The sequence below is a fragment of the Caballeronia calidae genome, from assembly GCF_900044055.2.
Classification (GTDB): Bacteria; Pseudomonadota; Gammaproteobacteria; order Burkholderiales; family Burkholderiaceae; genus Caballeronia; species Caballeronia calidae.
In genome coordinates this window covers 1-25291 of sequence record NZ_FCOX02000011.1, presented here as the reverse complement: position 1 = coordinate 25291, position 25291 = coordinate 1, and the positions used below count along the sequence as shown (strand labels likewise).

19 protein-coding genes are annotated in these 25291 nt (G+C 62.3%); 8 read left to right on the top strand and 11 right to left on the bottom strand.

Annotation, left to right across the window (positions count from 1 at the left end; translation table 11 throughout):
- Nucleotides 1-10: 10 nt before the first annotated feature.
- Nucleotides 11-1567 (top strand): phospholipase D family protein, encoded by a 1557-nt coding sequence (locus AWB78_RS12715; protein ID WP_062604941.1) that lies wholly within the window; start codon nucleotides 11-13, stop codon nucleotides 1565-1567.
- Nucleotides 1568-1595: 28 nt separating this feature from the next.
- On the opposite strand, the gene AWB78_RS12710 is transcribed toward AWB78_RS12715, so the two are convergent.
- Nucleotides 1596-2573, bottom strand: coding sequence for an aldo/keto reductase (locus AWB78_RS12710; RefSeq protein WP_062604940.1), 978 nt, complete (start codon nucleotides 2571-2573; stop codon nucleotides 1596-1598).
- 163 nt (nucleotides 2574-2736) lie between these two features.
- Between AWB78_RS12710 and AWB78_RS12705 the strand changes: the two genes are divergently transcribed.
- Entirely contained in the window at nucleotides 2737-3591 is an 855-nt protein-coding gene (locus AWB78_RS12705) for an oxidoreductase (protein ID WP_062605062.1), read from the top strand.
- A gap of 28 nt (nucleotides 3592-3619) precedes the next feature.
- On the opposite strand, the gene AWB78_RS12700 is transcribed toward AWB78_RS12705, so the two are convergent.
- The 4 genes from AWB78_RS12700 to AWB78_RS12685 are packed head-to-tail and all read right to left on the bottom strand — an operon-like array spanning nucleotide 3620 to nucleotide 11536.
- A complete protein-coding gene (locus AWB78_RS12700; protein WP_232477683.1) occupies nucleotides 3620-4522 on the bottom strand; it encodes a DUF7164 domain-containing protein in 903 nt (300 codons plus the stop codon).
- A 40-nt stretch (nucleotides 4523-4562) separates the two neighbouring features.
- The gene (locus AWB78_RS12695; protein ID WP_096031777.1) at nucleotides 4563-5459 is read right to left on the bottom strand and encodes a transglutaminase family protein; all 897 of its coding nucleotides are present in this window, start codon (nucleotides 5457-5459) and stop codon (nucleotides 4563-4565) included.
- Nucleotides 5456-8065 carry a circularly permuted type 2 ATP-grasp protein gene (locus tag AWB78_RS12690; protein ID WP_062604939.1) on the bottom strand — a complete coding sequence of 870 codons (2610 nt, stop codon included), beginning with the start codon at nucleotides 8063-8065 and terminating at the stop codon, nucleotides 5456-5458. The genes AWB78_RS12695 and AWB78_RS12690 overlap by 4 nt, the downstream gene beginning before the upstream one ends.
- 36 nt (nucleotides 8066-8101) lie before the next feature.
- Nucleotides 8102-11536, bottom strand: a complete 3435-nt coding sequence (locus tag AWB78_RS12685; RefSeq protein ID WP_062604938.1) for a transglutaminase family protein — start codon at nucleotides 11534-11536, stop codon at nucleotides 8102-8104.
- A gap of 174 nt (nucleotides 11537-11710) precedes the next feature.
- Here AWB78_RS12685 and AWB78_RS12680 point away from each other — a divergent pair, with 174 nt between their 5' ends.
- Nucleotides 11711-12781, top strand: coding sequence for a zinc-binding metallopeptidase family protein (locus AWB78_RS12680; protein ID WP_062605059.1), 1071 nt, complete (start codon nucleotides 11711-11713; stop codon nucleotides 12779-12781).
- Between the two features lie 10 nt (nucleotides 12782-12791).
- Here AWB78_RS12680 and AWB78_RS12675 read toward each other — a convergent pair whose 3' ends face one another.
- On the bottom strand, nucleotides 12792-13802 hold the full coding sequence (locus AWB78_RS12675; RefSeq protein ID WP_062604937.1) for an alpha-E domain-containing protein: 1011 nt from the start codon (nucleotides 13800-13802) through the stop codon (nucleotides 12792-12794).
- 63 nt (nucleotides 13803-13865) lie between these two features.
- Entirely contained in the window at nucleotides 13866-15338 is a 1473-nt protein-coding gene (locus AWB78_RS12670; RefSeq protein WP_062604936.1) for a circularly permuted type 2 ATP-grasp protein, read from the bottom strand.
- A gap of 429 nt (nucleotides 15339-15767) precedes the next feature.
- Between AWB78_RS12670 and AWB78_RS12665 the strand changes: the two genes are divergently transcribed.
- The 4 genes from AWB78_RS12665 to AWB78_RS12650 are packed head-to-tail and all read left to right on the top strand — an operon-like array spanning nucleotide 15768 to nucleotide 19627.
- Nucleotides 15768-16475, top strand: coding sequence for a YceH family protein (locus tag AWB78_RS12665; RefSeq protein ID WP_062604935.1), 708 nt, complete (start codon nucleotides 15768-15770; stop codon nucleotides 16473-16475).
- Nucleotides 16476-16478: 3 nt separating this feature from the next.
- Nucleotides 16479-17198, top strand: coding sequence for a tRNA (5-methylaminomethyl-2-thiouridine)(34)-methyltransferase MnmC2 (gene mnmC2, locus AWB78_RS12660; RefSeq protein WP_062604934.1), 720 nt, complete (start codon nucleotides 16479-16481; stop codon nucleotides 17196-17198).
- Entirely contained in the window at nucleotides 17195-18127 is a 933-nt protein-coding gene (locus tag AWB78_RS12655; protein WP_062604933.1) for an LLM class oxidoreductase, read from the top strand. The genes mnmC2 and AWB78_RS12655 overlap by 4 nt, the downstream gene beginning before the upstream one ends.
- Nucleotides 18128-18154: 27 nt before the next feature.
- Nucleotides 18155-19627: an amidase gene (locus tag AWB78_RS12650; protein WP_062604932.1), complete on the top strand. Its 1473-nt coding sequence runs from the start codon at nucleotides 18155-18157 to the stop codon at nucleotides 19625-19627.
- Nucleotides 19628-19639: 12 nt separating this feature from the next.
- On the opposite strand, the gene AWB78_RS12645 is transcribed toward AWB78_RS12650, so the two are convergent.
- A complete protein-coding gene (locus tag AWB78_RS12645) occupies nucleotides 19640-20293 on the bottom strand; it encodes an H-NS histone family protein (RefSeq protein WP_232477682.1) in 654 nt (217 codons plus the stop codon).
- Nucleotides 20294-20434: 141 nt separating this feature from the next.
- A complete protein-coding gene (locus AWB78_RS12640; RefSeq protein WP_062604930.1) occupies nucleotides 20435-20875 on the bottom strand; it encodes a DUF3331 domain-containing protein in 441 nt (146 codons plus the stop codon).
- A 454-nt stretch (nucleotides 20876-21329) separates the two neighbouring features.
- Here AWB78_RS12640 and AWB78_RS12635 point away from each other — a divergent pair, with 454 nt between their 5' ends.
- Entirely contained in the window at nucleotides 21330-21599 is a 270-nt protein-coding gene (locus tag AWB78_RS12635) for a DUF1488 family protein (RefSeq protein ID WP_062604929.1), read from the top strand.
- A 38-nt stretch (nucleotides 21600-21637) separates the two neighbouring features.
- Here AWB78_RS12635 and AWB78_RS12630 read toward each other — a convergent pair whose 3' ends face one another.
- Together AWB78_RS12630 and AWB78_RS12625 are read right to left on the bottom strand one after the other, a co-directional pair.
- Nucleotides 21638-22924 carry a c-type cytochrome gene (locus tag AWB78_RS12630; RefSeq protein ID WP_062604928.1) on the bottom strand — a complete coding sequence of 429 codons (1287 nt, stop codon included), beginning with the start codon at nucleotides 22922-22924 and terminating at the stop codon, nucleotides 21638-21640.
- Nucleotides 22925-22935: 11 nt separating this feature from the next.
- On the bottom strand, nucleotides 22936-25167 hold the full coding sequence (locus AWB78_RS12625; RefSeq protein ID WP_062604927.1) for a xanthine dehydrogenase family protein molybdopterin-binding subunit: 2232 nt from the start codon (nucleotides 25165-25167) through the stop codon (nucleotides 22936-22938).
- Between the last annotated feature and the right edge of the window lie 124 nt (nucleotides 25168-25291).

Sequence of the window (25291 nt, the reverse complement as noted above, 5' to 3'; positions counted from 1 at the left end):
AGGGCGCGCGATGAAATGCCGTACATGGTTCGCCGTTGCGTTGATTTCGTTGATGACCGCCTGCGCCAGCCTTCCACCTCAAACCGGACGCATGGAAACTCACGCCCTCACCGACACCGCGAACACGCGCCTCGGCATCACCTTCGCGGCGAGCGAAGCCGCGCATCCCGGCGACAACGCGTTTCACTTGCTATCGAACGGCATGGATGCGCTGATCGCACGCGTGATCCTGAGCGAAACCGCCGAGCGCACGCTCGATCTCCAGTACTACATCTGGCACGACGATCTTACGGGCCGCGAGATGGCCGCATCGATCATGCGCGCGGCGGACCGCGGCGTGCGCGTGCGGCTTCTGCTCGACGATCTCGGCACCAATGCCGACGATCAGTTCCTGCTCGCGCTCGCATCGCATCCCAATGTGCAGGTGCGGCTCTTCAATCCGGTCGCGAACCGCACGTTCAAGAAGCTCGGCTCGGCAGCCGAGTTCTTTCGCGTGAACCGGCGCATGCACAACAAGGCGCTCATCGCCGACAATCAGGCCGCGATTCTCGGCGGGCGCAATATCGGCGACGAGTACTTCGGCGCATCGAGCACGGTCGCATTCGGCGATCTCGATGTGCTCGTGCATGGTCCCGTCGTGCGCGAGGTATCGATTGCGTTCGATCTCTACTGGAACTCGGACGCCGCCTATCCGATCGATAACCTGATGCGGCGTCATGCCGATCCCGATGCGCTCGCGGCCTATCGCGAGAAGCTCGACGCGTATCTGTTGTCGGAAAAGCATTCGCCTTATGTCGCGCAAGTGCGCGAGCGTCTCGCCCAGGTGATTCAGCAGCACGACACCGAATTCTCGTGGGGCAAGGCAACGCTCCTCTACGACGATCCCGAGAAAATCACGCGCGCGCCCGGCGATACCGAAGGCCATCTGATGTCGCAATTCAAGGCGCTGAGTCTCGATCCCGAGCAGGAAATGCTGATCGTGTCGCCCTACTTCGTGCCGCGCAAGGAAGGCGTGAAATGGCTGCGCTCGATGACATCGCGCGGCGTGCGCGTCACCGTGCTCACGAATTCGCTCGCGGCCACCGATGTCGCCGCGGTGCACGCGGGCTATCAGCGCTATCGCAAGGACATGCTCGAAGCGGGCGTGCGGCTGTATGAACTGAAGCCCGTCGCATCGGCCGACAACGACAAGAGCGCGAAGAAGTCCACCTTCGGATCGTCGAAGGCTTCACTGCATGCGAAGACGTATGTGTTCGATCGCAAGCGCATCTTCATCGGCTCGATGAATCTCGATCCGCGTTCCGTGCAGTTGAATACGGAGATCGGCGTGTATTGCGAGAGCGCGGCCGCGGCCGGGCAAGTGGCGGACGGCATCGGGACGAATATCGATCGCATCGCGTGGCGCGTCGAGTTGCGCGATGACGGCAACGGCAACACGCGCATGGTATGGATCGATACCGATGCAAGCGGCAACACGACCGTGCTCGATAGCGAGCCGGACGTGTCGGCGTTCAGGCGCGCGGGCATCTGGATGCTGGGGTTATTGCCGATCGAGTCGCAGTTGTGAGCCGCGCGCTTTCATGCTTATCGGCGCATCATTTGAAACCGGCGACCGCATGCGGCACGTAGGGTGCTTCCAGTTGCGCGATCTCTTCCGCCGTGAGATTCAATTCCAGCGCCGCGACCGCATCGCTCAAATGATTCGGCTTCGATGCACCGACGATCGGCGCAGTGACCGGCGCTTTCTGCGCGACCCATGCCAGCGCGACTTGCGCACGCGGCACGCCACGCGCTTTCGCCACGGCAGCGACGGCTTCGACCACCGCGCGATCGGCTTCATCGGTGCGATAGAGCGTGCTGCCGAACGCATCCGATTCCTGACGCGCGCTCGTCGCATCCCATTCGCGCGTGAGACGTCCGCGCGCAAGCGGGCTCCACGGCAACATGCCGATGCCCTGATCCTTGCACAGCGGCATCATCTCGCGCTCTTCCTCGCGATACAGCAGATTCAGGTGGTTCTGCATGGTCCTGAACTCGGTCCAGCCGTTCGCGCGCGATGTATAAAGCGCCTTGCCGAACTGCCATGCATACATCGACGACGCGCCGATATATCGCGCCTTGCCCGCCTTCACGACATCGTGCAGCGCTTCGAGCGTTTCCTCGATCGGCACCGTGTAATCCCATCGATGGATCTGATAAAGGTCGACGTAATCGGTGCCGAGGCGCTTCAGGCTGTTGTCGATCTCGTTGAAGATCGCCTTGCGTGACAGCCCCGCGCCATTCGGGCCGGGACGCATCCGATTGAGCACCTTCGTCGCAATCACGATGTCGTCGCGTTTCGTGAAATCGCGCAGCGCACGTCCGACGATTTCCTCCGACGTGCCATCCGAGTAAGTATTGGCCGTATCGAAGAAATTGATGCCCGCTTCGAGCGCCTGCCTGATGAGCGGACGGCTCTTTTCTTCATCGAGCGTCCACGGATGCGTGCCGCGCTCCGGCACACCATAAGTCATGCAGCCGAGACACAGGCGCGACACGTCGAGGCCGGTCGAACCCAGTTTCACATAGTCCATCGTGCGGATCTCCTTGCAGAACGAAAGGCACGCGCGATGACTTGCGCATGGCGAAGAAAGCCTAGACATTAACGCAGTCTCGCATTGCGTGCTTCGCCGCTCGGGCACGCTATCTGCAACGCAGACTTCTTTCGTCCCCCACCATTCGCAGGAGATGCCGATCATGACCACGCCCTTGACCAAACCCATCTGGTTCATCACCGGCTGCTCGACGGGCTTCGGCCGCGAGCTTGCGGCGAAAACGCTGAGTCTCGGTTATCCCACGGTCGTCACGGCACGCAATCCCGCCGCGCTCGACGATCTTGCAAGGCAATACGGCGCTCTCGCGCTCGTGCTGCAACTCGACGTGACGAAGCCCGAGCATGTGCAGGCCGCCGTTCGCGCGGCGATCGCGAAGTTCGGGCGCATCGATGTGCTCGTGAACAACGCGGGCATCGGCTATTTCGGCTCGTTCGAAGAAAGTGACATGGACGAGGTACGCAAGATGGTCGATATCAACTTCTGGGGCCTCGTCGACATGACGCGCGCCGTGCTGCCCGAGATGCGCAGGCAGAAGCGCGGCACCATCGTGAATGTATCGTCGATCGGCGGGATCATCGCGTTTCCGGGCGTGAGCTTTTATCACGCGACGAAGTTCGCCGTCGAAGCGGTGTCGGAGTCGATGTCGCATGAACTCGCGCCGCTCGGCATCAAGGTGCTGATCGTCGAGCCGGGACCGTTTCGCACCGACTGGGCCGGCCGCTCGGCAAACGAAGCGCCGCGCACGATCGCGGATTACGCGAGCACCGCGCAAGCCCGCACCGACACGATTCGCGGCTACAGCGGCAAGCAGCCGGGCGATCCGGTGCGCGCGGCCGAAGCGATCATCAAGGCCGTGGAAAGCGACAACCCGCCACTGCGCCTGCTGCTCGGCAAGGCGGCCATCGCCCATGCGCGCGTGAAGATCGATGCGTTGCGCAAGGACTTCGATGGCTGGGAAGACGTATCGGCGAGTGCGGATTTTCCGGAAGGCCAGTAACAGAGGCGAGCCGCGCGGCGCGGGCGATTCATTGCGCCGCGCGCTTCACTTCGTCGATGCTGGCTTCGGCGAGCCAGTGGCAATAACCGGCGAGCTTCGTGCGATCGATGCTGTCGCGCGCGATATGCGCATAGCCGCCGTCGCGATAGATCCGCTTGGACCAGTACGCTTCCGTCTGCCACGCGTGAACGTGCAGCACGTCGCTCGCCAGTTCACGATCCGCACTGGGGAATGCATCGAGCAGGCCAAGGGAACAACGCTGCGGATACGTCACACGAAGCGCGAGTTCGCCCGCATACATGGTGACGACCTGCTTGCACCATCCCGGCCACACGCCGTCATGGCTCTGAAACTCCTCGCGCCAAAGGCGTTCGCAGGCCCGCAGCTGTGCGAGAAGAAACTGCTTCACCATCTCGGCCGGACCAAGCACCGATGCGCCGACGTTATGCAGCCCCGAATGCGGAAAGCCCCAGCGCGCGCTCACTTCCGATAACTTCTCGCGCACGTCGTCCTGATATGCATAGCCGCCGAAGCCCGCGCACAATCCGGACGGACGAAAATCGCGCAGGGCGGGCGTGACGAAAGTATCGCAATCGGTCTTGAGGATGAACTCGAATTGCGCGCATGCGTCGAGCACGGGCTGTTCAATCAGGTTCCCGATGGAATTGATGAACTTGTAGCCGTTCCATTCGGCGTGGCGCTGCTCGTAGGGAATACTCGGGATGACTGTGATGCGTTCATCCTTCGGCAAAGCCTGAATGATCTTTGGATTGCAAACGGCAATAATGCCGCTCCGCGAAATAACGCCCGAATAGTAAAGGCTTTTATAAAGCCAGTCGAACTCTTCGAGCATGCTCGGGCTATCGTCGACGTACACCAGGATACCTAGATCCATCATTTCCTCTTCCTGCTTGAATTGGACTTCGAACATTCATTCTAGTCCGGACCTCATCGAGCAGGACTCGCGTATCTCATAACGCGAGCACATTCACCGCGACATCCACATGATGCGCGCCTCCGCCGAGAATCATTCCGCGCAACAGCGAGACATCGCTGTAATCGCGTCCTGTCGCGAGCGTGACGTGATCGACGTCAGCGAGCACATCGTTGGTCGGATCGAGATCGATCCATCCGCTATGCGGACAATGCACCGACACCCACGCATGCGATGCATCCGCGCCGATCAGACGCGGATGCCCCGGCGGCGGATCGTTGCGCAGATAGCCGCTCACGTAGCGCGCGGGAAGCCCGAGCGCACGCAGACAACCGATCATCACCTGCGCGAAGTCCTGACACACGCCGTGACGCAATTCGAAGGCGCGCGATGCGGGCGTATCGAACGCGGTCGCTGACGGACGGTATTCGAAATCCGCGTGAACGCGGTGCATCAGATCGATGGCGCCCGCGACGAGCGGCGTGCCGGCATCGAAACTCGCCTGCGCATAATTCCGCAATTCGTGATCGAGCGAGATATTGTGCGACGCATAGCAAAACTCGCTTTCCGGATAGAAAGACTCGCCCGCGTGATAGCGCAATCGTTGCGCGACTTCTTCCCACGGCGGCGTTGCATCCGCATCGAGTGCATTCCAGCGCGGCGTGAGGCGCACCGTGGTTTCGCTCGTCATCGAAAGACGCTCGTGCGGCGCATCGAGCGAAAAGTACAGCACGTCGTTGCCGAATGCATCGACACGGCTATGCACATACGACGGCACCGGCTCGATGCGCTCCGTATGCGAGATCACCTGCTGCCATGGGCAATGCAGCGGGCGAATGGTCGCGAGATGCTGCGCGATCTCAACCGGCGTCGAATAGCGATACGTCGTGCGATGCGTGACCGCGAGCACGGTGTCGTTCAGGCCGGGACTCATGCCGACACCTGTGCCGCAAACGGGTTCGCATGGCTGAAGTAGCGCGCGCTCACTTCATTCGATGCCGCGCTGACCGAGGCAACGAGCCTGTCGCACAACGCGATCAACGCTTCATGGCGGCCATCGTCGCGCGTTGCGCAGAGCGCCGCGAGGTCCGGCAATGCATCTGCGCGAACGAGCAGATCCGCGAAGCGCATCGCCTGTGCACGGCGCGCGCCGCCCGCGGCGGCGGCAATCTCGTCGAGCTTCGTGCGCAGACGCGCATACACGCCATACAGTCCGCGCGGATTGGTCTGATCGACGACAATCAGATCGACCAGTGCCGGCACTTCCAGCCTTCCCGGATAAAGCGAGCGATATGTGAGCGTGCTGTCGAAGAGTTGCAACAGCAGATCGAAGCCCGCTGGCGATGCGAGCGTTCGGCACTCCGCGACGACGCGCAGGATGGTGGCCATCGTCGAAATGCGTTCGATGTGCCGTCCGATGAAAATCAGCCGCCATGCTTCGTCGCGCGTCATGCGATCGCCTTGCGCGCCGCTGATCGCGCACAGTTGCGTCGAAAGATGTTCGAGCGCGCTCGCCAGCAGCAGGCGATCATATCCGCGGCCCACGCGCGTCGCGTCTTCCACGCCCGTCTCGGCGAGCGCATCGCGGAAGTCGTTGCGTGACGCGAGGATCGTGCGCCAGTGGTCCGTCGAAAGACGGTCGCGTATCTCGCCGCATGCGCGCGCCTGATCCGCGAGATTGCCGCCGATGCTCGTCGCATTGCTCTGTTCCGGCAGCCCCGCGACGAGCACGCGCTCGAATGCTTGCGGCGTGCTGCGTGCGAGCGTATCGATCGATGGAATCAGTCCGCATTGCGATGCGAGTTCGGCGAGCGTCGGAAAGAGCTCCTCGGCGTCGCTGCCGTCCAGCATGCCGAGCAGCAAACGGCATAGCCGCACGTTGTTCTCCGCGCGCTCGCCGTAACGCCCTGCCCAGAAGAGGTTTTCGGCCGCGCGGCTCGACACCGTGCGATGCTTGCGCAAGTCGCCGGGCTTCATCGGCGTGGGACGCAGCGACCCCGCAGCACCCGGGTGACTCGACATCACCCATGTATCGACGCTGCTGCCGCCGAACTGCATCGACACCGTCGCGCGCTTGTCGGCGGCGAGCCGCGTGAAGCCACCGGGCATCACGCTCCAGCTTCCGTCGATGTCGGCAATCGCATAGGCGCGCAGCACGCACGGACGCGAGCCGAGCGCGCCATCGTGAAAGCGCGGCGCGGTCGAGAACGGCAGGTTCTCCTGCACCGTGAAAACATCCGGCGCGCGTTCGATGCGCTCGCGCCACGATTCGAGTTCCTGCACGCCCGCGTCGATGCCCGGCGCGTGATCCGGCTGCGTGCCCGGCCACGTCGGCGCGATGAGTGCGCTGTCGAGACGCTCGAAGATTTCGCGGCGCGCGGCTTCTTCGCCGCACCACCATGTCGGCACGGTGGGCAATTCGAGTGATTCATCGAGCAATGCTTTCGCAATGCCCGGCAAGAATGCATTGAGCGCGGGCGATTCGGTGAAGCCCGCGCCCGGCACGTTCGACACCATCACATTGCCCGCGCGCATCACCTGAAGAAGTCCCGGCACGCCGATGGTCGAATCGGCGCGCAACTCGACGGGATCGCAGAACGCATCATCCAGACGCCGCAACACCGCATGCACGCGCGACAGACCGGCCAATGTCTTGAGATAAAGCTTGTCGTGGCGCACCGTGAGGTCCTTGCCTTCGACGAGCGTCACGCCGAGATAGCGCGCGAGAAACACATGCTCGAACCAGGTCTCGCTGAAGGGACCAGGGCTCAGCAGCACGATATGCGGCGCACCGTTGGATGCATCGCTGCGACCGCCTTCGTCATCGCGCATCGTCGCGCGCGCGGCTTGCGCGACGGTCGCGATGAGTTGCGAATACGTGGCCGCAAGACGGCTCACGCGCATGGCGCGAAAAGGGTCCGAGAACAGGCTCGCGACGATCAACCGATTTTCCAGCGCATAGCCCAGCCCCGAAGGCACTTCCGTGCGATGCGCGATGACCGTCCACGCACCCGATGGCGCACGCGCAAGATCCACCGCGACGATCTGCAGGAAGCGCCCGAGCGGCGGCACGAAACCCTTCACCGCACGCAGATAGCCGGGATGCCCGAACACGAGCGCGGCCGGCAGGAGCCCGCGATGCAGCAGCGTCTGCGCACCGTAGACATCGGCGACGATGGCTTCCATCAGTCTCGCGCGCTGCGCGACGCCGCGCTCGATCACCGCCCATTCATCCTCGTCGATGATGAGCGGCAAGAGATCGAGCGACCACGCGCGCGGCTTGCCGTTGTCGGCATACACGTTGTACGTGATGTCGTTGTCGCGAATCTGCTGCGCGACGGCGGCGACGCCATCGTCGAGCCGTGCGATGCCCTGCTCGCCGAGCAGCTCGAAGAATTGCCGCCATGGCTCGCGCAACTGGCCGGATGCATCGCGCAGTTCGTCCCAATGCCCTTCGCGCGCGGGCAGCGTGCGCAAGAGCGCGAGCGCATCGATGCGAGCCGCGGCGATGTCGAACGGCAAGGTCGATTGATAGGCCAAAGTCGTCTCGTTCTTTATTCGAATGATGATTGCACTTCAACCATAGCGCAGGTCGAGCGTGAACGGAAATTCGAGGCTGCGTTCGCGCGATTCGACTTGCACGGAACCCGGCGTGTGACCTGTCGAGAAGAAACGCGAACGCCTGCGGCTTTCCGCTTCATACGCATTGACCGGGAACGTCTGATAGTTGCGTCCGCCCGGATGCGCGACGTGATACTGGCAACCGCCGATCGCGCGTCCCGTCCATGTGTCGACGATATCGAAAGTGAGCGGCGCATGCACGCTGATGGTCGGATGCAGCGACGCCGCCTGCGCCCACGCACGAAAACGCACGCCCGCGACGTATTCGCTGACGCGTCCGGTCGGCTGCAATGGCAGCGCCTCGCCGTTTACGGTCACGACATGACGATTGCCGTTCAGGCCGAGCACGCGCACTTCGAGACGTTCGACGGACGAATCCACATAACGCACCGTGCCGCCTATCGCGCCCTCTTCGCCCATCACATGCCACGGCTCGAGCGCGTTGCGGATCGTCAGCGCGATGCCGTTCGTATCGTATGCGCCGACGAGCGGAAAGCGGAACTCGAAGTGCGGCGCGAACCAGCTTCGTTCAAAGGCGAAGCCCGCATCGCGCAATTCGGCGAGGACGTCGTCGAAATCCATCTGCACGAAGGTGCCGAGCATGAAGCGGTCGTGCAGCTCGGTGCCCCAGCGCGTGAGGCGCGCGGTATAGGGCGTCTCCCAGAAGCGCGCGACGAGCGCGCGCAACAGCAGTTGTTGCACGAGACTCATGCGCGCATGCGGCGGCATCTCGAAGCCGCGCAGTTCCAGCAGGCCGAGACGGCCCGTCGGGCCATCGGGCGAATACAGCTTGTCGATGCAGAATTCCGCGCGATGCGTGTTGCCCGTCACGTCGATGAGGATGTTGCGCAGAATGCGGTCGATGAGCCACGGCGGCACGGTTGCATTGCCGCGCCCGCCGAGCAGGTCGAGTTGACGTTGCAATTCGGCGAACGCGATTTCGAGTTCATACACCTGATCGTTGCGCGCTTCGTCGACGCGCGGCGCCTGGCTCGTCGGTCCGATGAAAAGCCCCGAAAACAGCATCGACAGCGACGGATGGTTATGCCAGTACGCGATCAGACTCGCGAGCAGATCGGGACGACGCAGGAATGGACTATCGGCGGGCGTCGCGCCGCCGAGAACGAAGTGATTGCCGCCGCCCGTGCCGGTATGCCGGCCGTCGAGCATGAACTTCTCCGGGCTCAGATACGACTCGTGGGCCGCGTTGTAGAGAAACTCGGTGTGCTCGACGAGATCGTTCCAGTTCGCCGCAGGATGAATGTTCACCTCGATCACGCCGGGGTCCGGCGTCACCTGCAGCATCCTGAGGCGCGGATCGCGCGGCGGCGGATAGCCTTCGATGATGACCGGAATCTCCAGATCGGCGGCGGTCGCTTCGATGGCGGCGAGCAGATCGAGATAATCGTCGACCTCGGTGAGCGGCGGCATGAATACGTGCACGAGCTTGTTGCCGCTGCCGAGCGTGTCCAGCGCATCGGCTTCCGCCTTCGGACCGGCCGCGCGCGCCGGGTCGCGCGCTTCCACGCACAACGCGGTGCGCGCGATCCAGCCGGCCGACTCGCCGCGCTCGGGCTTGCGCTCCCGCGCTTCTCCTGTCGCGATGGCGTAGTGCGTGCCGCCCGCATCGGCATTTTGCATGCGTGATTCATTATTCAGATCCGCATATTGCATGCGTAATTCCGTTGCGGTCCGCAGCGGCGTCGGCGGGCCGAACGGATCGTGCGCGTGCTGCCACGGGTAATCGCCTTCGGAGACCCACGGCAGCGAGTCGAGCGGCAAGCGATAACCCATCGGCGAATCGCCCGGAATCAGGTACATGCGCTCGTCGCGGAAGAACCACGGCCCGCTCGTCCAGCGCTCCGGCTGCATCTCCGGGCCGCCTTCGCGCGAGATCGGCAGCGCGTAGCCCGTGACGGACGAAAGGCCAGCGTCGAACACGCGGCGCAGGCGCGCGCGCTCCAGTTCGTCGTCGAGGCGCGAGTCGAAAGGATCGACGTTCACCGGCAAGCGGCGCTCGCGCCAGAGGTAGTACCAGGTGTCCTCGTATGCCGGTTGAATGTATTTTGAATCCAAGGACAGCTTGCCGGCGAGATGGTGAATGAACCGCGCGGCGTCGTCCGATGTGTACGAGGCGGGCTTGCGCTCGTCCGCGAAGAGCGCCGGATCGTGCCAGCACGGCTCGCCATCCGCGCGCCAGAACAGCGACAGCGCCCAGCGCGGCAGTTGCTCGCCCGGATACCACTTGCCCTGACCGATATGCAGAAAGCCGCTCGCGCCGTATTGCGCACGCAGCTTGTCCATCAGCGAGACGGCATAGGCGCGCTTCGTCGGGCCGAGCGCGTCGGTGTTCCATTCGGCCACGTCGCGGTCCCGCACCGACACATAGGTCGGCTCGCCGCCCATCGTGAGGCGCACGTCGGATGCATTCAGCCGCTCATCCACCTGCGCGCCCATGCGCAGCATCGCGCTCCAGTCTTCTTCGCTATACGGCTTCGTCACGCGCGGCGTTTCGAGCACGCGCTCGATCGACATCGTGTGGACGAACTCGACTTCGCACGGGTCCACCGCGCCGGAGACCGGCGCCGCGCTATCCGGTTCCGGCGTGCACGCGACGGGAATATGCCCTTCCCCCGCGAGCAGTCCCGACGTCGGATCGAAGCCGATCCAGCCCGCGCCCGGCAGAAACACTTCGCACCACGCATGCAGATCGGTGAAATCGACTTCGGCGCCGCTCGGACCGTCGAGCGATTTCGTATCCGGCGCGAGCTGCAGCAGATAGCCCGACACGAAGCGCGCGGCGAGACCGAGATGACGCAGCGTCTCGACGAGCAGCCAGCCCGAATCGCGGCATGAGCCCGCCGCGCTTTCGAGCGTTTCTTCGGGCGTCTGCACGCCAGGCTCCATGCGGATCAGATAGCGGATTTCACGCGCGAGCCGCTGATTGAGCTCGACGAGAAAATCCACCGTGACGCGCGGCGAACGATCGATGCTTTCCACGAATGCCGCGAAACGCGGCGTCGGCTCGCGCTTCACCATGTAGGGCGCGAGATCGTGCAGCAACTCGGGCGCATAGGCGAACGGAAAGTTATCGGCCGACGGCTCGAGAAAGAAATCGAACGGGTTATAGACGGCCATTTCGGCGACGAGATCGACCGTCACCTTGAATTCGCGCGTTTTCTCGGGGAAGACGAGGCGCGCCTGATAGTTCGCGAACGCGTCCTGCTGCCAGTTGATGAAATGATCTTCCGGCTCGACGCGCATCGAATAGGACACGACCGGCGTGCGGCAATGCGGCGCCGGCCGCAAGCGCACGACCTGCGGCGACAGGCCGACGAGCCGGTCGTAACGATAATGCGTGACATGGTTCAACGCGACACGTATGGACACACCTGACTCCTTTGTTCAAATGACGCCGTGCGCGCGACACGCGCTGCAACGCGTTTTCTGTTTGTCATGGAAAAAACGCCGCTTTCCCTGCACGATATGCGGCACGATGTTTGCGGCTGCACAGCCGACAGCACGCGCGCCACATCGCGCGACAACACTTCCGCCGACCACACGATGAAGACCTTTCACTGCAATCGCTGCAACCAGCTCGTGTTCTTCGAAAACACGCATTGCGAAAGCTGCGGCGCGTTGCTCGGCTACGTGCCCGACATCAATCAGATCAGCGCCTTCGACCAGACCGGTGACGGCCGCTGGCGCAGCCTGCATCCGCTCGCGAAAGATCTTTTTTATCGGCCATGCCATAACTATGCGGTCGAGAACGTCTGCAACTGGATGGTGCCCGCGCCCGAAACCGATACGCCCGAGACGCTCTGCTGCTCGTGTCAGTTGACGAGCACCATTCCCAACCTTTCGAATCCGGAGAACCGCCTTTACTGGTATCGCATCGAGGCCGCGAAGCGCCGGCTGCTCTACACGTTCTCGGAACTGGGGCTGCCCGTGATATCGCGTCAGGACGATCCCGAACGCGGCCTCGAATTCCAGTTTCTCGAAGGCGACGCACAAGGCCACGGCGTGACGACGGGGCATAACAACGGCATCATCACGCTCAACATCGCCGAGGCCGACGACGCCCATCGAGAGAAGACACGCTCCGCGCTTCACGAGCCTTACCGCACCTTGCTCGGTCATTTCCGTCATGAATCCGGGCACTATTTCTTCGACCGCCTGATCGCCGACACTGCGCGCATCGCGCCGTTTCGCACCGCTTTCGGCGATGAACAAGCCGACTATGCCGCCGCGCTCGATCGCCATTACAAGGAAGGTCCGCCCGTGCGTTGGGAGGACAACTTCATCAGCGCCTACGCCGCGGTGCATCCCTGGGAAGACTGGGCGGAGACCTGGGCGCATTACCTGCATATCGTCGATACCCTCGACACCGCGGTATCGTGCGGACTCGTGCTCGTGCCCGACAGCCCGCACGAACCCACGCTCACCGACCAGACGCCGGTCGAGGAAACCACGTTCGATAACCTCATGAAACGCTGGTTTCCTCTCACCTATGTGCTGAACAGTCTCAACCGCAGCCTCGGCATGCCGGATGGCTATCCGTTCACGCTCGCGCCCGCGGTCATCGACAAATTGCGTTTCGTCCATCGCGTCGTCGCGGCGGCTGCCAAGCGCTGATTGCATGCGCTCAGGCCGTACCTTGCGACTGCGACTGCGACTGCGACTGCGTCGGCTCCGGCGCGGCGGGTTCTTCGGGCGCGATCGGCAACAGGAACTCGCGGCTCACACGGCTGGCGAGATCATTCACACGCGCGAGGAAATCCACGAGGTAAGCGTGCAGCCCGCCTTTGAGGATGTCGCCGATGCGGCCGTTCTTCAGCTCCGCGCTGAGTTGCGCCGCAAGACGCGCCGCTTCCGTATCGCGCCCTTTCGTCACCTGCCCGATCAGCTGCTCGACTTCCGCGATGCTCGCCGCGAGCGAGCGCGGCCAGTCGCCATAGAGAATCAGCAGCCCCGCGACACGTTCCGACGTAATGACATCGCGATAAACCCTGCGATACACCTCCAGACCCGACACCGAACCGAGCACGGCTACCCAATGGTGATAATCGAACGGTTGTGCGGAGGTATCGGCGCGCTGTTCCATCATTTCGAACTTCACGTCGAGAATGCGCGCCGTATTGTCCGCGCGTTCGATGAATGTCCCGAGCCGCATGAAATAGAACGCATCGTCCTTGACGAGCGTGCCGAGCTGCACGCCGCGCGACAGATGCGAGCGGAACTTCACCCATTCGAAGAAGGTATAAGGCTCGCGTTCGAGAATGCCGTCGGCGAGCATGCGCTGACAGTCGAGCCATGTCGTATTGAGCGATTCCCATAGCTCGCTATTCGTCGAGCTGCGCACGGCGCGGGCGTTTTCTCGCGCGGCCCGCAAACAACTGACGATCGACGACGGATTGGTCAGATCGCGCGCCATGAAGTCGATCACGTCGCGGCTTTTCATGCCGTGATGCGCGGCCGAATAGATGCCGCTCAGCTCGGATATCGACAGCATCGCGCGCCAGCCCAGCTCCGCATATTCATCGGACTGCGGCAGGAGCGAGAGCTGATAGTTCGCATCGAGCATCCGGGCGGTGTTTTCGGCGCGTTCGGTATAACGCGCCATCCAGAAGAGATGATCCGCGGTACGGCTCAGCATGGGTGTTCCCGTTTGTTTATCTTTGTCTTTACGACCGCATTGCCTGCTTCGGCTTGTCTTGTTTCAGCGCTCCAGCACCCACGTATCCTTCGTGCCGCCGCCCTGCGAAGAATTCACGACGAGCGAGCCTTCGCGCAACGCGACGCGCGTCAGGCCGCCCGGCACCATGCGCACTTCATGGCCCGACAGCACGAACGGACGCAGATCGATGTGACGCGGCGCAATGCCCGCTTCGACATAAGTCGGGCATGTGGACAAGGCGAGCGTCGGCTGGGCGATGTACTTTTCCGGATGCGCTTCGAGCACCGCGCGGAACTCGGCGATCTGCGCCGCCGTCGACGCAGGACCGACCAGCATCCCGTAACCGCCCGCGCCGTGCGTCTCCTTCACGACGAGCTCGGACAAGTGATCGAGCACATAGCGGAGATCGTCGGGCTTGCGGCACATCCACGTCGGCACGTTGTTGAGGATCGGCTCTTCGCCGAGATAGAAACGCACCATGTCCGGCACGTAAGGATAGATCGATTTATCGTCCGCGATGCCCGTGCCCACCGCATTGCACAGCGAGACATTGCCCGCACGATAGGCGCCGATCAAACCGGGCACGCCCAGCGCCGAGTCCGCACGGAACACGAGCGGATCGAGAAAATCGTCGTCGATGCGGCGATAGATCACATCGACGCGCTGCGGCCCTTGCGTCGTGCGCATATACAGATAGTCGTTCTCGACAAAGAGATCCTGCCCTTCGACCAGCTCGACGCCCATTTGCTGCGCGAGAAACGCGTGCTCGAAATAAGCCGAGTTGTACATGCCCGGCGTCATGACGACGATCGTCGGATTCTCCGCTGCGGCGGGCGCGGCGGCACGCAAGGTATCGAGCAGCAAGTCCGGATAATGCGCGACCGGCGCAACACGGTTGCGCGCGAAGAGATCGGGAAAGAGCCGCATCATCATCTTGCGGTTTTCGAGCATGTACGACACGCCCGACGGAACGCGCAGGTTATCCTCGAGCACATAGAATTCGCCCTGTCCCGCACGCACGATATCGATGCCCGCGATATGCGCATAAATATCCCGCGTGACATCGACGCCGCGCATTTCCGGACGATACTGCGCGTTGCCGAGAATCTGCGCCTCGGGAATGATGCCCGCGCGAATGATGTCCTGCTCGTGATAGATGTCGCGGATAAAGCGGTTGAGCGCGTTCACGCGTTGCCGCAGACCGCGCTCCAATGCGCGCCATTCGTCGGCGGGAAAGATGCGCGGAATGACATCGAAGGGAATGGTGCGCTCGGGAATGATGCCCGGCAGATCGCTCGTCCCATATACCGCGAATGTTATGCCAACGCGCCTGAAGTTGAGATCCGCTTCCGCGCGCTTGATATCGATCTGCTGCTCGCTTTGCGCGGAGAGCCACATCAAGAAGTCGCGGTAATGCGTGCGCGGATCGCCCACGGCGCGGAACGCCGCCGCCGGCAGGCCGCGCGCCTCCAGATCGCTGCGCTCGAACATCTCATTGAAGAATGCTTGCGTCATAACCGGTCTTCCATATGAAGTGCATACCGGGGTGGCGATTCCCCTTCGCTCGTATTCCTGGTCGCACTCGCAAGACGCTTGAAGAGCCCGAAAGACGCGACGCGCCCCGCATTGCGGACCCGTCGATAGGCAACCTCGAAGCGCGATGCTCCATAACTTTCACACCGTTTCGTGTGAAACATCGCTTGCGTGGGCAGCCCAGTGCCGAATCAGAAAAAGCAACTTCAATGCCAATGTGTTATGTGATGTGCCTCCTTGCGATACGCACGTTTAATCAGGATTGAATCACGCGCTTGCACCATAACGACGCATCACTTCAGGCGTCTGCACAGCATGAGGATCGGTTTCATGCTGCACGACGGTGCGCGAAATGCGGGAACCCTTCGCGGCACCGGTATCATAGGCGTCTCACCGCACGTCACTACGCATATGAATACGCCTTCCGAAGCCGCACCCCGTCCCGCCCTGCGCGAACTCACGCCTCTCGAGGCGCGCGTGCTTGGCGTGCTTGTCGAAAAGCAGCATACCGTGCCGGACACTTATCCTCTTTCGTTGAATTCCCTAACATCGGGCTGCAATCAGAAGACCGCGCGCTCGCCTGTCATGAGCGTCAGCGAGGACGAAGTGCTGACTACCATCGATGGCCTCAAGCGCTTGAGCCTCGTCATCGAAGGAAGCAGCAGCCGCGTGCCGCGCTTCGAACATAACGTGAACCGCGTGCTCGGCGTGCCGAGCCAGTCCGTCGCACTGCTCGCGACGCTTTTTCTGCGCGGCCCGCAGACGGCGGCGGAACTGCGCGCGAACAGCGCGAGGCTGCATTCGTTTGCGGACATATCATCGGTAGAAAGCTTTCTGGACGAACTCGCCGAGAACGACCCGCCGCGCGTCGTGAAGCTGCCGCGCACGCCCGGCGAGCGTGAGAGCCGCTGGATGCATCTGCTTTGCGGCGAAGTAAACATCAGCGATATGCCTTTACGCGAAGGGCAAGGCGGCGAATCGTATTCGCTTTCCGAATTCGAAGCGCTGAAGTCGGAGCAAAAGCGCCTTGCTCACGAAGTCGCGCAATTGCGCGCGATGGTTGAGCGCATGGCAGGTGAATTGGGCATTGCGCTGGATCAGCCGCCGTCCGATGCCTGACTCATGGACGCGCTGCTGACATCGGCATCGTTCGTGTTTCGCGACGACGGAACAGCGTATTCGCCGCGTCACGACGATATCTATCACAGCGCGGCGGGCGCGCTGGCTCAGGCGCGTCATGTATTTCTCCAGGGCAACGGCCTGCCTGCGCGCTGGCGCGCGCGCAAACGTTTCATCGTGCTGGAGACCGGCTTCGGCATGGGCATCAATTTTCTTGCGACATGGGCGGCATGGCGAGAAGACGCACATCACGCGACGATGCTCGAATTCATTTCGATAGAAAAGCATCCGTTCAGCGTGGACGATTTGCACCGCGCACATGCGGCGATCATCGACGATGCCGCTGTCGTCCCGCTCGCCGCATCGCTCGTCTCGGCATGGCCGCCGCTCGAAGCAGGTCTGCATCGGCTTGCGTTCGATGCCGGCATGATGACATTGACGCTCGCTTTCGGCGATGCAGCCGATGTTCTCCAACGCCTCGCTGACCATTGCGTCACGGTGGACGCCATCTATCTCGACGGTTTCGCGCCCGCCAAGAACCCGGACATGTGGACGCCCGCCATCTTCGCGTCGCTCGCACGCATCGCCACGCACGACGCGACCTTCGCCACTTTTACCAGCGCGGGCGATGTCAAACGCGCGCTCCTCAACAACGGCTTCGAGTATCGCAAGGTCGCGGGCTTCGGCGGCAAGCGCGCGATGCTCGTCGGCAAGCGCTCATGACCGCAAGCGATAACACCGTGTTCGAAGAGGGCAAGCTCTCCATCGGCATTACGCTGCCGATCACGCACGAGCATCAGAGCATCGTCGACTTCAGCGAGCAGATCGCGCTTGCACGGCTCGCCGATCAACTCGGTTATCGCGCGCTCTGGGTTCGCGACGTGCCGCTCAACAGCATCGACTATCCCGATCCTGTCGGGCATCTCGACCCATGGGTGCTGCTCGGTGCGCTCGCATCGAACACGGAACGCATCGCGCTCATCAGCGGCGCGATCGTGCTGACGCTCAGACATCCGCTCCATGTCGCGAAGGGCGCGATCTCCGTGAATACGCTCTCTCACGGACGCTTCATCCTCGGCATCGGCTCAGGCGATCGTCCTCCGGAATACGCCGCATTCGGCCGAAATCCCGACGAACGACGCGATCTGTACCGGCAGCATTGGGAAACGCTCGCCGCCACTGTCAACGTGCCCTCTCGCGTGATTCCCGACAGCACCCCCGAAGGCGCGCCCGAGTTCTATCTCTTGCCGCGTCAAAACCTATCCATTCCCCTGCTCGCGGTGGGTTCGGGCGGTCAGAGCGTCGACTGGATAGCGCGTCATTCGCTCGGCTGGATGACTTATCATCGCGAGCCGCAAGCGCAACGCGGCCGTTATGGCATGTGGCGCGCGGCTGTCGAGCGCGCGGCATCGGGCGCTTTTCGCGCATTCGGCGTCGCGATGCGGCTCGATCTCAGTGACGACGCAGACGAGCCTGCAACCGATATCCCGCTCGGCTATCGCACCGGACGTCACGCGCTCGCATCGCTGCTGCATGACATGCGCGAGCGCGGCACGCACCACGTCACGCTCAACATCAGTTCGGAACGACGGCCCGCGCGCGATATCATCGAAGAAGTCGCCGCCTATGTGCTTCCCGAGTTTCATCGCTGAATCCGCCCGTTCATTCACGACAAGACCATGACCGCACTCGACGCAAATTCCGCTACCTCGCCGCCCGACGATATCGTTTCGCTCGATGCCGTCGCGCTTTCCCGCGCGATTCACGCACGCAACGTCTCGTGCGTCGAAGTGATGAACGCTTATCTCGCGCAGATCGATCGCTTGAATCCGGCCGTCAATGCGATCGTCGCGATGCAGAATCGCGATGCATTGTTATCCCTCGCCGCCGAGCGCGACGCACAGTTATCCAAAGGCGAAAGCCTCGGGGCTTTGCACGGCTTTCCGCAGGCGCCCAAGGACATCTTGCCCGTCGCCGGCCTGGTGACGACGAAAGGCTCGCCCATCTATGCAGGCGAAGTCACGCAGGTCGATGCGGTCGTGTTCGAGCGCATGCGCAGGGCGGGCGCGATCTTCGTCGGCCGCACGAATTCGCCGGAGTTCGGCCTGGGCGGCCATACCTATAACCCGGTCTATGGCACGACGCGCAATGCTTTCGATCCATCGCGCTCGGCGGGCGGCAGCAGCGGCGGCGCGGCCGTGTCCGTCGCATTGCGCATGCTGCCCTGCGCGGACGGCTCGGACATGATGGGCTCGTTGCGCACGCCGGCCGCATTCAACAACGTGTTCGGCTTTCGCACGACGCCGGGATGCGTGCCTTATGCGCCGAGCGACGATGTCTTCTTTCAGCAATTCAGTGTCGCCGGTCCGATCGCGCGAAACATTCCGGATCTCGGCTTGTTGTTGTCCGTGCAGGCGGGCTTCGATGCGCGCGCGCCGCTATCGCGCCGAAGCGACAATCCCGCCGATTTCGCCGGTTCCCTCGAGCGCGACATGCGCGGCACGCGCATCGGATGGCTCGGCGATCTGAATGGACGCTTGCCGATCGAAGCAGGTTTGATGGACACGTATGTATCGGCGCTGCGTCACTTCGAAACGGCGGGCTGCACCGTCGATGCGGCCAGGATCGATTTCGATCTCGACCGTCTCTGGGAAGCATGGATCGATCTGCGCAGCCTCACGTTCTCCGGCACCAACGCGCCGCTCTATCGGGATGACGCGAAGCGCAAGTTGCTCAAGCCCGAAGCGATATGGGAAATAGAGCGGGGCCTGAAGTTATCGGGCGAAGACGTTTCGCGCGCCGTGCGCAATCGCTCGGCCTGGTATCAGGCGATCAATGCGCTGTTCGATCGCTTCGATTATCTGGTCTTGCCTTCGGCGCAAGTGTTTCCATTCGACGCCGGACTGGACTGGCCTCATGCCATTGCCGGCCGCGGGATGGATACCTATCATCGCTGGATGGAAACGGTCGTTCCTGCAACGATGGCTTCGCTGCCCGCGCTGAGCGCGCCGGCCGGCTTCGGCCCTGGCGGCCTGCCGGCCGGATTGCAGATCATCGGGCCGACGCAATGCGATCTGGGCGTCCTGCAGATCGGGCTCGCATACGATCGCGCGAGCGGATTTTCCGGCGCGCGCAGTCCCTTGCTCGATTGAAGCGCGCGAGGTTCAGGCGGCGGCTGGCGCATGCTTGCGCGCGGTTTTCCTGGCGGCCGCTCGGCCAACGCGTTTCGATGATTTCTTGGCCGCGCTTCGAGTGGCCCGCTTCGCACCCGCGGCGCGCGATGCCGATGCCGCGCGCCCGCGCCGCGCACCTTTCTTCGCCGCACCGCTTTTCGCCGTTGCGGCACCGTCCGCAGCATCGATCAGATATGCGCTGCGGTCCGGCGCATCCTTGATCCATGCGGGCGGACGCGCATGACCGCTCCAGGTTGCGCCCGATACCGGGTCGCGGTACTTCGGCGGGAGCCTGGACCCGGTTGCACCTTTTCCCGAACCGCCCGCATTCTTCGATCCGGGCGGACGTCCGCGCTTCTTCGCCGCCCCTAAGCCAGCCTTGGCGAGATCGGCTGTGGTCAAGCCGTATTCGTCCATCATCGCGCGAATTTTGGCGATCGCTTCCGCTGATTTTCTTTCCCGTAATGCATCGGCCCGGCGCTGCAATTTTTGAATCTGGCTTTCCAGCTGTTCCAATGTGGCCATTCTTCCTCCCCACTTCGTGGCTCTGCGCCCAGACTCCGATGCACTGAAAAGCTCATAGGGACGACGTCGATGATAAGCACTCTTTCGCAAAACATTTCCTTTGAATACTTCAATTTCCAAAGGTGCATATCATCAGCAAGTTGCCCTATACGGGCTTCATGCATTCGTCCGATTCAAGCGATATCACATATGCCGATCGCCTGACACGCGCGATTGACACAAGGCGTGCATTGCGCACGCGTCCCGCGAGTCTTCAGGCAATCAATCGGAAACGAGGCTCTCTTCCTGTTCAGCCGGTGTCAGCGCAAGCGCGAGAATCATCGCGCCGCTATTGAGCGGAACCGAGCTGCCGACACGCCTTGGTCGATAAACCGGTTGGCCTCGTCTGATGGCCTGCCCGCTCAGAGCGCATGTTCCACGCTTGCGCGCAGTGCAAAGCGCCCAGACCTGCTCGGAGTAATTGAACGAAGTGGGATCGTGCCAGGATAGCGCCAGCGTGGAATCGCTCAGGCGCTCCAGCACGCGAATATTGACACAATGACCTTCGCCCGATCCGGCGCACATGCTCTTGCCCGGCACATTGCGCACGAGCGATCGTGACATCAACGGTAGTTTGTCGTTCACTTCCGACGGCCGGCTCGAACGGCTATCGAGCATTGCCAGGGTACGGCTCCAGGGATCCATCAATGATGGATGCTTCATGTTCCGCTCCTGCTGGCGACAGCGCGCGCCTTAACAGAAGTTGGGCGGACGTTGCCGATGGAGTTCCGGGAATGCGCCGCACGTCCCATTTCCTGAGCCGGTGTGCCGCGCCGCTTCGGATGATCGTTCCTAGAGTAGTACACCTGAGCATGCTTTTCTTTTCATTTTTCCTGGACAAGCTCGAACAGGTGCGTCAACTGTGGTCTTGCGGAAGCGCGACGCCGGGTCGAAAGCTGGACAACGTATAACGGCTGCTTCAATCGAACGAACGTTCGAAATAATATTCATACGTTTGTGCGGTGCCCCACGCTCCGAGTCTCGTCGATACAACAAAGCCCGGCCGCACGGTTTCATTTGACCGTTTGCGCACGTTTCGCGTTTATTCGAGGATGCGCGAACTCGTCGATTTCTGACACAATAAAAACCAGCAAACCCGGATTTCTCCTGTCGAATCATGACAAGCAAGCTCTCGATCGATGCCACCATCTCGGCGGACCGCGCCTCCGTCAGCTTTATCGCGTTCTCCCGGGAGCGGGCGATTCCATGCAACATCACGCGCAAGGCGTTGGAGCAATGCTTCTGGGCGCCGACGGGAGCGAGCGACGAGCGTTTGCTGAAAGCGCTGAGCGACGGCTACGAACGCATCAGCGCGCGCGTGCATCGAAAGTTTCTTGCACATCCGTCCAATTCGGTCAATCTGGACGTCATCGACTTTTCTTCCTGATGCATCCGCTATTGCAAAAGCAGCACTAAGCGGCGCGATCAGCGCGCCGCCTGAGTCGCCTTGCGCATCTTCGCGACATCCTCCGTCTTAACCGCCGGCGTGCTGTTGTTCCAGGCGCCGCGAATGAACGTCAGCACGTCTGCGATCTGCTGATCGCTCAGCACCGGTGCATAACGCGGCATCGGATAAGGCGCGGGCACGCCATGAAGAACGAGGTCGCCGGTGCCGTTCAACGTCACATTGATGAGCGACGACGCATCTCTTTCCAGCACGTTCGGATTGCCGGCGAGCGGCGCGAGCATCGGCGCGAAGCCGCGTCCGTCCGCGCCGTGGCAATGCATGCAATACGCCGTGTAGACACGCGCGCCCGAGTCGCTTGCGGCGGGACGTGTCAGCGATACCTTCGTGGCCTTCGCATCATACGAATACGGCGCGCCGCCATTGCCGCCCGCCGCGGGCAAGGATTTGAGGTAACGCGCCATCGCGGCGATATCCGCGTCGGTCAATTCCTGTGTGCTGTTGTTGATGACGCTCGTCATCGAGCCGAATGCCGATGCGTGCGCGTTCGCGCCTGTCTTTAGAAAGGTGGCGACATCCTGCTCGGACCAGCGTCCGAGCCCGGTGTTGTGCTCGTTGGTCAGATTGGACGCGAACCAGTTGTCGAGCAGGCCGCCCGTCAAATAAGTGCTGCTGCTCTCATCCAGTCCTTTTTCCTGAAAGGCAATGCCGCGCGGCGTGTGACACGATCCGCAATGTCCGAGCCCCTGAATCAGATAAGCCCCGCGATTCCAGGCGGCATCTTTTCCGGCTTTGCTCTGATAAACGCTTTTGTCGAGAAACACCGCATTCCATAACTTCAATGGCCAGCGCATGTTCATCGGCCATTTGATGTCCGGCTCGCGATTGGCCTGCCTGACGGGCGCGACGCCATGCATGAAATACGCGTAGAGCGCGTGCATGTCCTCGTCGTTGATCTTCGCATACGACGGATAAGGCATCGCCGGATAGAGATTGTGGCCGTCCTTCGCCACGCCTTCGCGCAGTGCGCGCGCGAAATCCTCTTCCGCATAGCGCCCGATGCCTGTGTCCGCATCGGGCGTGATATTGGTCGTGTAGATCGCGCCCAACGGCGTCATCATCGGCAAGCCGCCGGCGAGCGGTTTGCCGCGCGGCGCGGAATGACAGGCAATGCAATCGCCGGCTTTGGCGAGATACGCGCCGCGCGCGACGAGTGCATCATCGGCGGCGCTTGCGGAAGACATCATGCCAAACGCGAGACCTGCACCGATCAGCGCTGCAAAGCGCGGCTTGAATGCGTTCTTCATGGACGGCCTCCTCAAGCGCTACGCAATTGATCGCCTACGGGTAACTGTCTCAGTCGCTTGCCCGTCGCGGCATAGATTGCATTGGTGATGGCGGGCGCGAGCGCCGCCGTGCCCGGTTCGCCGATGCCGCCGGGCGCCTCGGTGCTCTTGACGATATGCACTTCCACCGGCGGCGTTTCATGAATGCGCAGCATTCGATAATCGGTGAAATTGCTTTGCTCGACGCGTCCGTCCTTGATCGTGATTTCGCTATAGAGCGCAGCCGTGATGCCGAAGATGATGCCGCCCTGCACTTGCGCTTCGACGGTATTGGGATTCACGACCATGCCGCAATCCACCGCGCACACGATGCGGTTCACCTTCACCGCGCCGTCCTTATCGACGGCGACATCCGCGACGATCGCAAAGAAGCTGCCGAATGCGTGCATCACCGAAACGCCGCGTCCTTGTCCTTGCGGCAAGGCTTGTCCCCAGCCGGCCGCCTGCGTCGCGACATCGAGCGCATTGCGCGCACGCGGTGACTTGCCGAGCAGATCGCGTCTGTATTTGACGGGATCCGCTTTCGCTTGCGCCGCCAGTTCGTCGATGAAGCTTTCCACGACGAAGGTACCGCGCGTCGGTCCCACGCCGCGCCAGAAGGCGGTGGGCACGTCATGCGGTTCGAGCCGCACGTAATCGACGAGCTGATTCGGCAGATCGTAGGGAAGATCGGAGGCGACTTCCACCGCATCGGGATCGACACCGTCCTTCACGGCGGGCGGCGCAAAACGCGCGAGCACCGACGATCCCACGATGCGATGCGTCCATGCAATCGGCTTGCCGTTCGCATCGAGTCCCGCGGATAGCTTGTCGTAATAGCACGGACGATACATATCGTGCTGGATATCTTCTTCGCGCGACCATGTCACCTTGACCGGCACGCCGAGCGCCTTGCCGATCTTGAGCGCCTGCGTGGCCATATCGAATTCGAGACGCCTGCCGAAGCCGCCGCCGAGCAGATGGTTATGCACGACGATCTTCTCCGCCGGCAGACCCGTGGCTTTCATGCCCGCATCGCGGATGCGCGTGGGCACTTGCGTGCCGAGCCAGATATCGCAGCCATCGGGGCGAACATGCACGGTGCAGTTGACCGGTTCCATGGTCGCATGCGCGAGAAGCGGCTGGACGTAGATTGCATCGACACGCGTCTTCGCATTCGAGAACGCATTGTTCACATCGCCGTCTTTGCGTGCGACCGCACCCGCGCGCTGCGACGCGTTCGCCATGTCATCGACGATCTGCTTCGTCGATACCTTCGCGCCCGGCCCTTCGTTCCATTGAATCTGCAACGCAGCCGCGCCTCGTTTCGCGGCCCACGTATGATCGCCGATCACCGCGACACCGTTGTCGAACTTCACGATCTGGCGCACGCCGGGAATCTTCTTCGCGTTGCTATCGTCGACGGAGGCGAGCGTGCCGCCGAATACCGGGCAATTGACGATGGCGGCGTACACCATGCCAGGCAGGCGCACGTCGAGGCCGAACACCGCGGTGCCGTCCACTTTTTCCGGCGAATCGAGACGCTTCACCGGCGTGCCCACGATCTTGAAGTCCTTGTGATCCTTGAGCTTGATGTCTTGCGGCACGGGCAATTTCGCGGCGGCCTCGGCGAGATCGCCATAACTTGCGCTGCGATCGCCCGATGCATGCATCACTTTGCCGGCTTGCGCCTGACAGGACGACGGATCGCATTGCCACTGCTGCGCCGCCGCCGCGACGAGCATCATGCGCGCGGCGGCGCCCGCCTTGCGCAACGGCTCCCATGCATAGCGCACGGAGGTCGAGCCGCCCGTCAGTTGACCGCCCAGCAATGGGTCCGTGAAGAGCTTCTCATTGGGCGGCGCATGATCGATGGTGACGCTATCGAGCGGCACATCGAGTTCTTCGGCAATCAACATCGGCAGCGCGGTATAGACGCCCTGCCCCATCTCGACCTTCGGCATGATGAGCACGACCTTGCCGCTCTTGTCGATCTGCACGAATGCATTCGGCGCGAATACGCCGTCTTGCGGCGTCTCGATGCCATCGCCCCCGATCACGGATTTGCCTTTGCCCTGATCCTGACTCGCAGCGGGCAGGCTGAAGCCGATCAGCAATCCGCCGCTTGCGGCAACGCCCGCGCTCACACCGAGTTTCAGAAATGCGCGGCGCGAGAATTCCTTGCGAGCTGCATGACGTCCCGCTTCGATCAGTCCTTGCGACATCTCACGCCTCCTTCGCGGCCTGCTTGATGGCGGCGCGGATGCGATGATACTGACCGGTGCACCAAATACTGCCTCGTGCGTTAGAGAAGTATGAATACGAAAACTGATGCGCGAAAACTGGACC

Coding starts and splice junctions, on each gene's coding strand:
- AWB78_RS12715 (WP_062604941.1), top strand. CDS start 11: ATGAAATGCCGTACATGGTTCGCCGTTGCGTTGATTTCGTTGATGACC.
- AWB78_RS12710 (WP_062604940.1), bottom strand. CDS start 2,573: ATGGACTATGTGAAACTGGGTTCGACCGGCCTCGACGTGTCGCGCCTG.
- AWB78_RS12705 (WP_062605062.1), top strand. CDS start 2,737: ATGACCACGCCCTTGACCAAACCCATCTGGTTCATCACCGGCTGCTCG.
- AWB78_RS12700 (WP_232477683.1), bottom strand. CDS start 4,522: ATGTTCGAAGTCCAATTCAAGCAGGAAGAGGAAATGATGGATCTAGGT.
- AWB78_RS12695 (WP_096031777.1), bottom strand. CDS start 5,459: ATGAGTCCCGGCCTGAACGACACCGTGCTCGCGGTCACGCATCGCACG.
- AWB78_RS12680 (WP_062605059.1), top strand. CDS start 11,711: ATGAAGACCTTTCACTGCAATCGCTGCAACCAGCTCGTGTTCTTCGAA.
- AWB78_RS12675 (WP_062604937.1), bottom strand. CDS start 13,802: ATGCTGAGCCGTACCGCGGATCATCTCTTCTGGATGGCGCGTTATACC.
- AWB78_RS12670 (WP_062604936.1), bottom strand. CDS start 15,338: ATGACGCAAGCATTCTTCAATGAGATGTTCGAGCGCAGCGATCTGGAG.
- AWB78_RS12665 (WP_062604935.1), top strand. CDS start 15,768: ATGAATACGCCTTCCGAAGCCGCACCCCGTCCCGCCCTGCGCGAACTC.
- mnmC2 (WP_062604934.1), top strand. CDS start 16,479: ATGGACGCGCTGCTGACATCGGCATCGTTCGTGTTTCGCGACGACGGA.
- AWB78_RS12655 (WP_062604933.1), top strand. CDS start 17,195: ATGACCGCAAGCGATAACACCGTGTTCGAAGAGGGCAAGCTCTCCATC.
- AWB78_RS12650 (WP_062604932.1), top strand. CDS start 18,155: ATGACCGCACTCGACGCAAATTCCGCTACCTCGCCGCCCGACGATATC.
- AWB78_RS12640 (WP_062604930.1), bottom strand. CDS start 20,875: ATGAAGCATCCATCATTGATGGATCCCTGGAGCCGTACCCTGGCAATG.
- AWB78_RS12635 (WP_062604929.1), top strand. CDS start 21,330: ATGACAAGCAAGCTCTCGATCGATGCCACCATCTCGGCGGACCGCGCC.
- AWB78_RS12630 (WP_062604928.1), bottom strand. CDS start 22,924: ATGAAGAACGCATTCAAGCCGCGCTTTGCAGCGCTGATCGGTGCAGGT.
- AWB78_RS12625 (WP_062604927.1), bottom strand. CDS start 25,167: ATGTCGCAAGGACTGATCGAAGCGGGACGTCATGCAGCTCGCAAGGAA.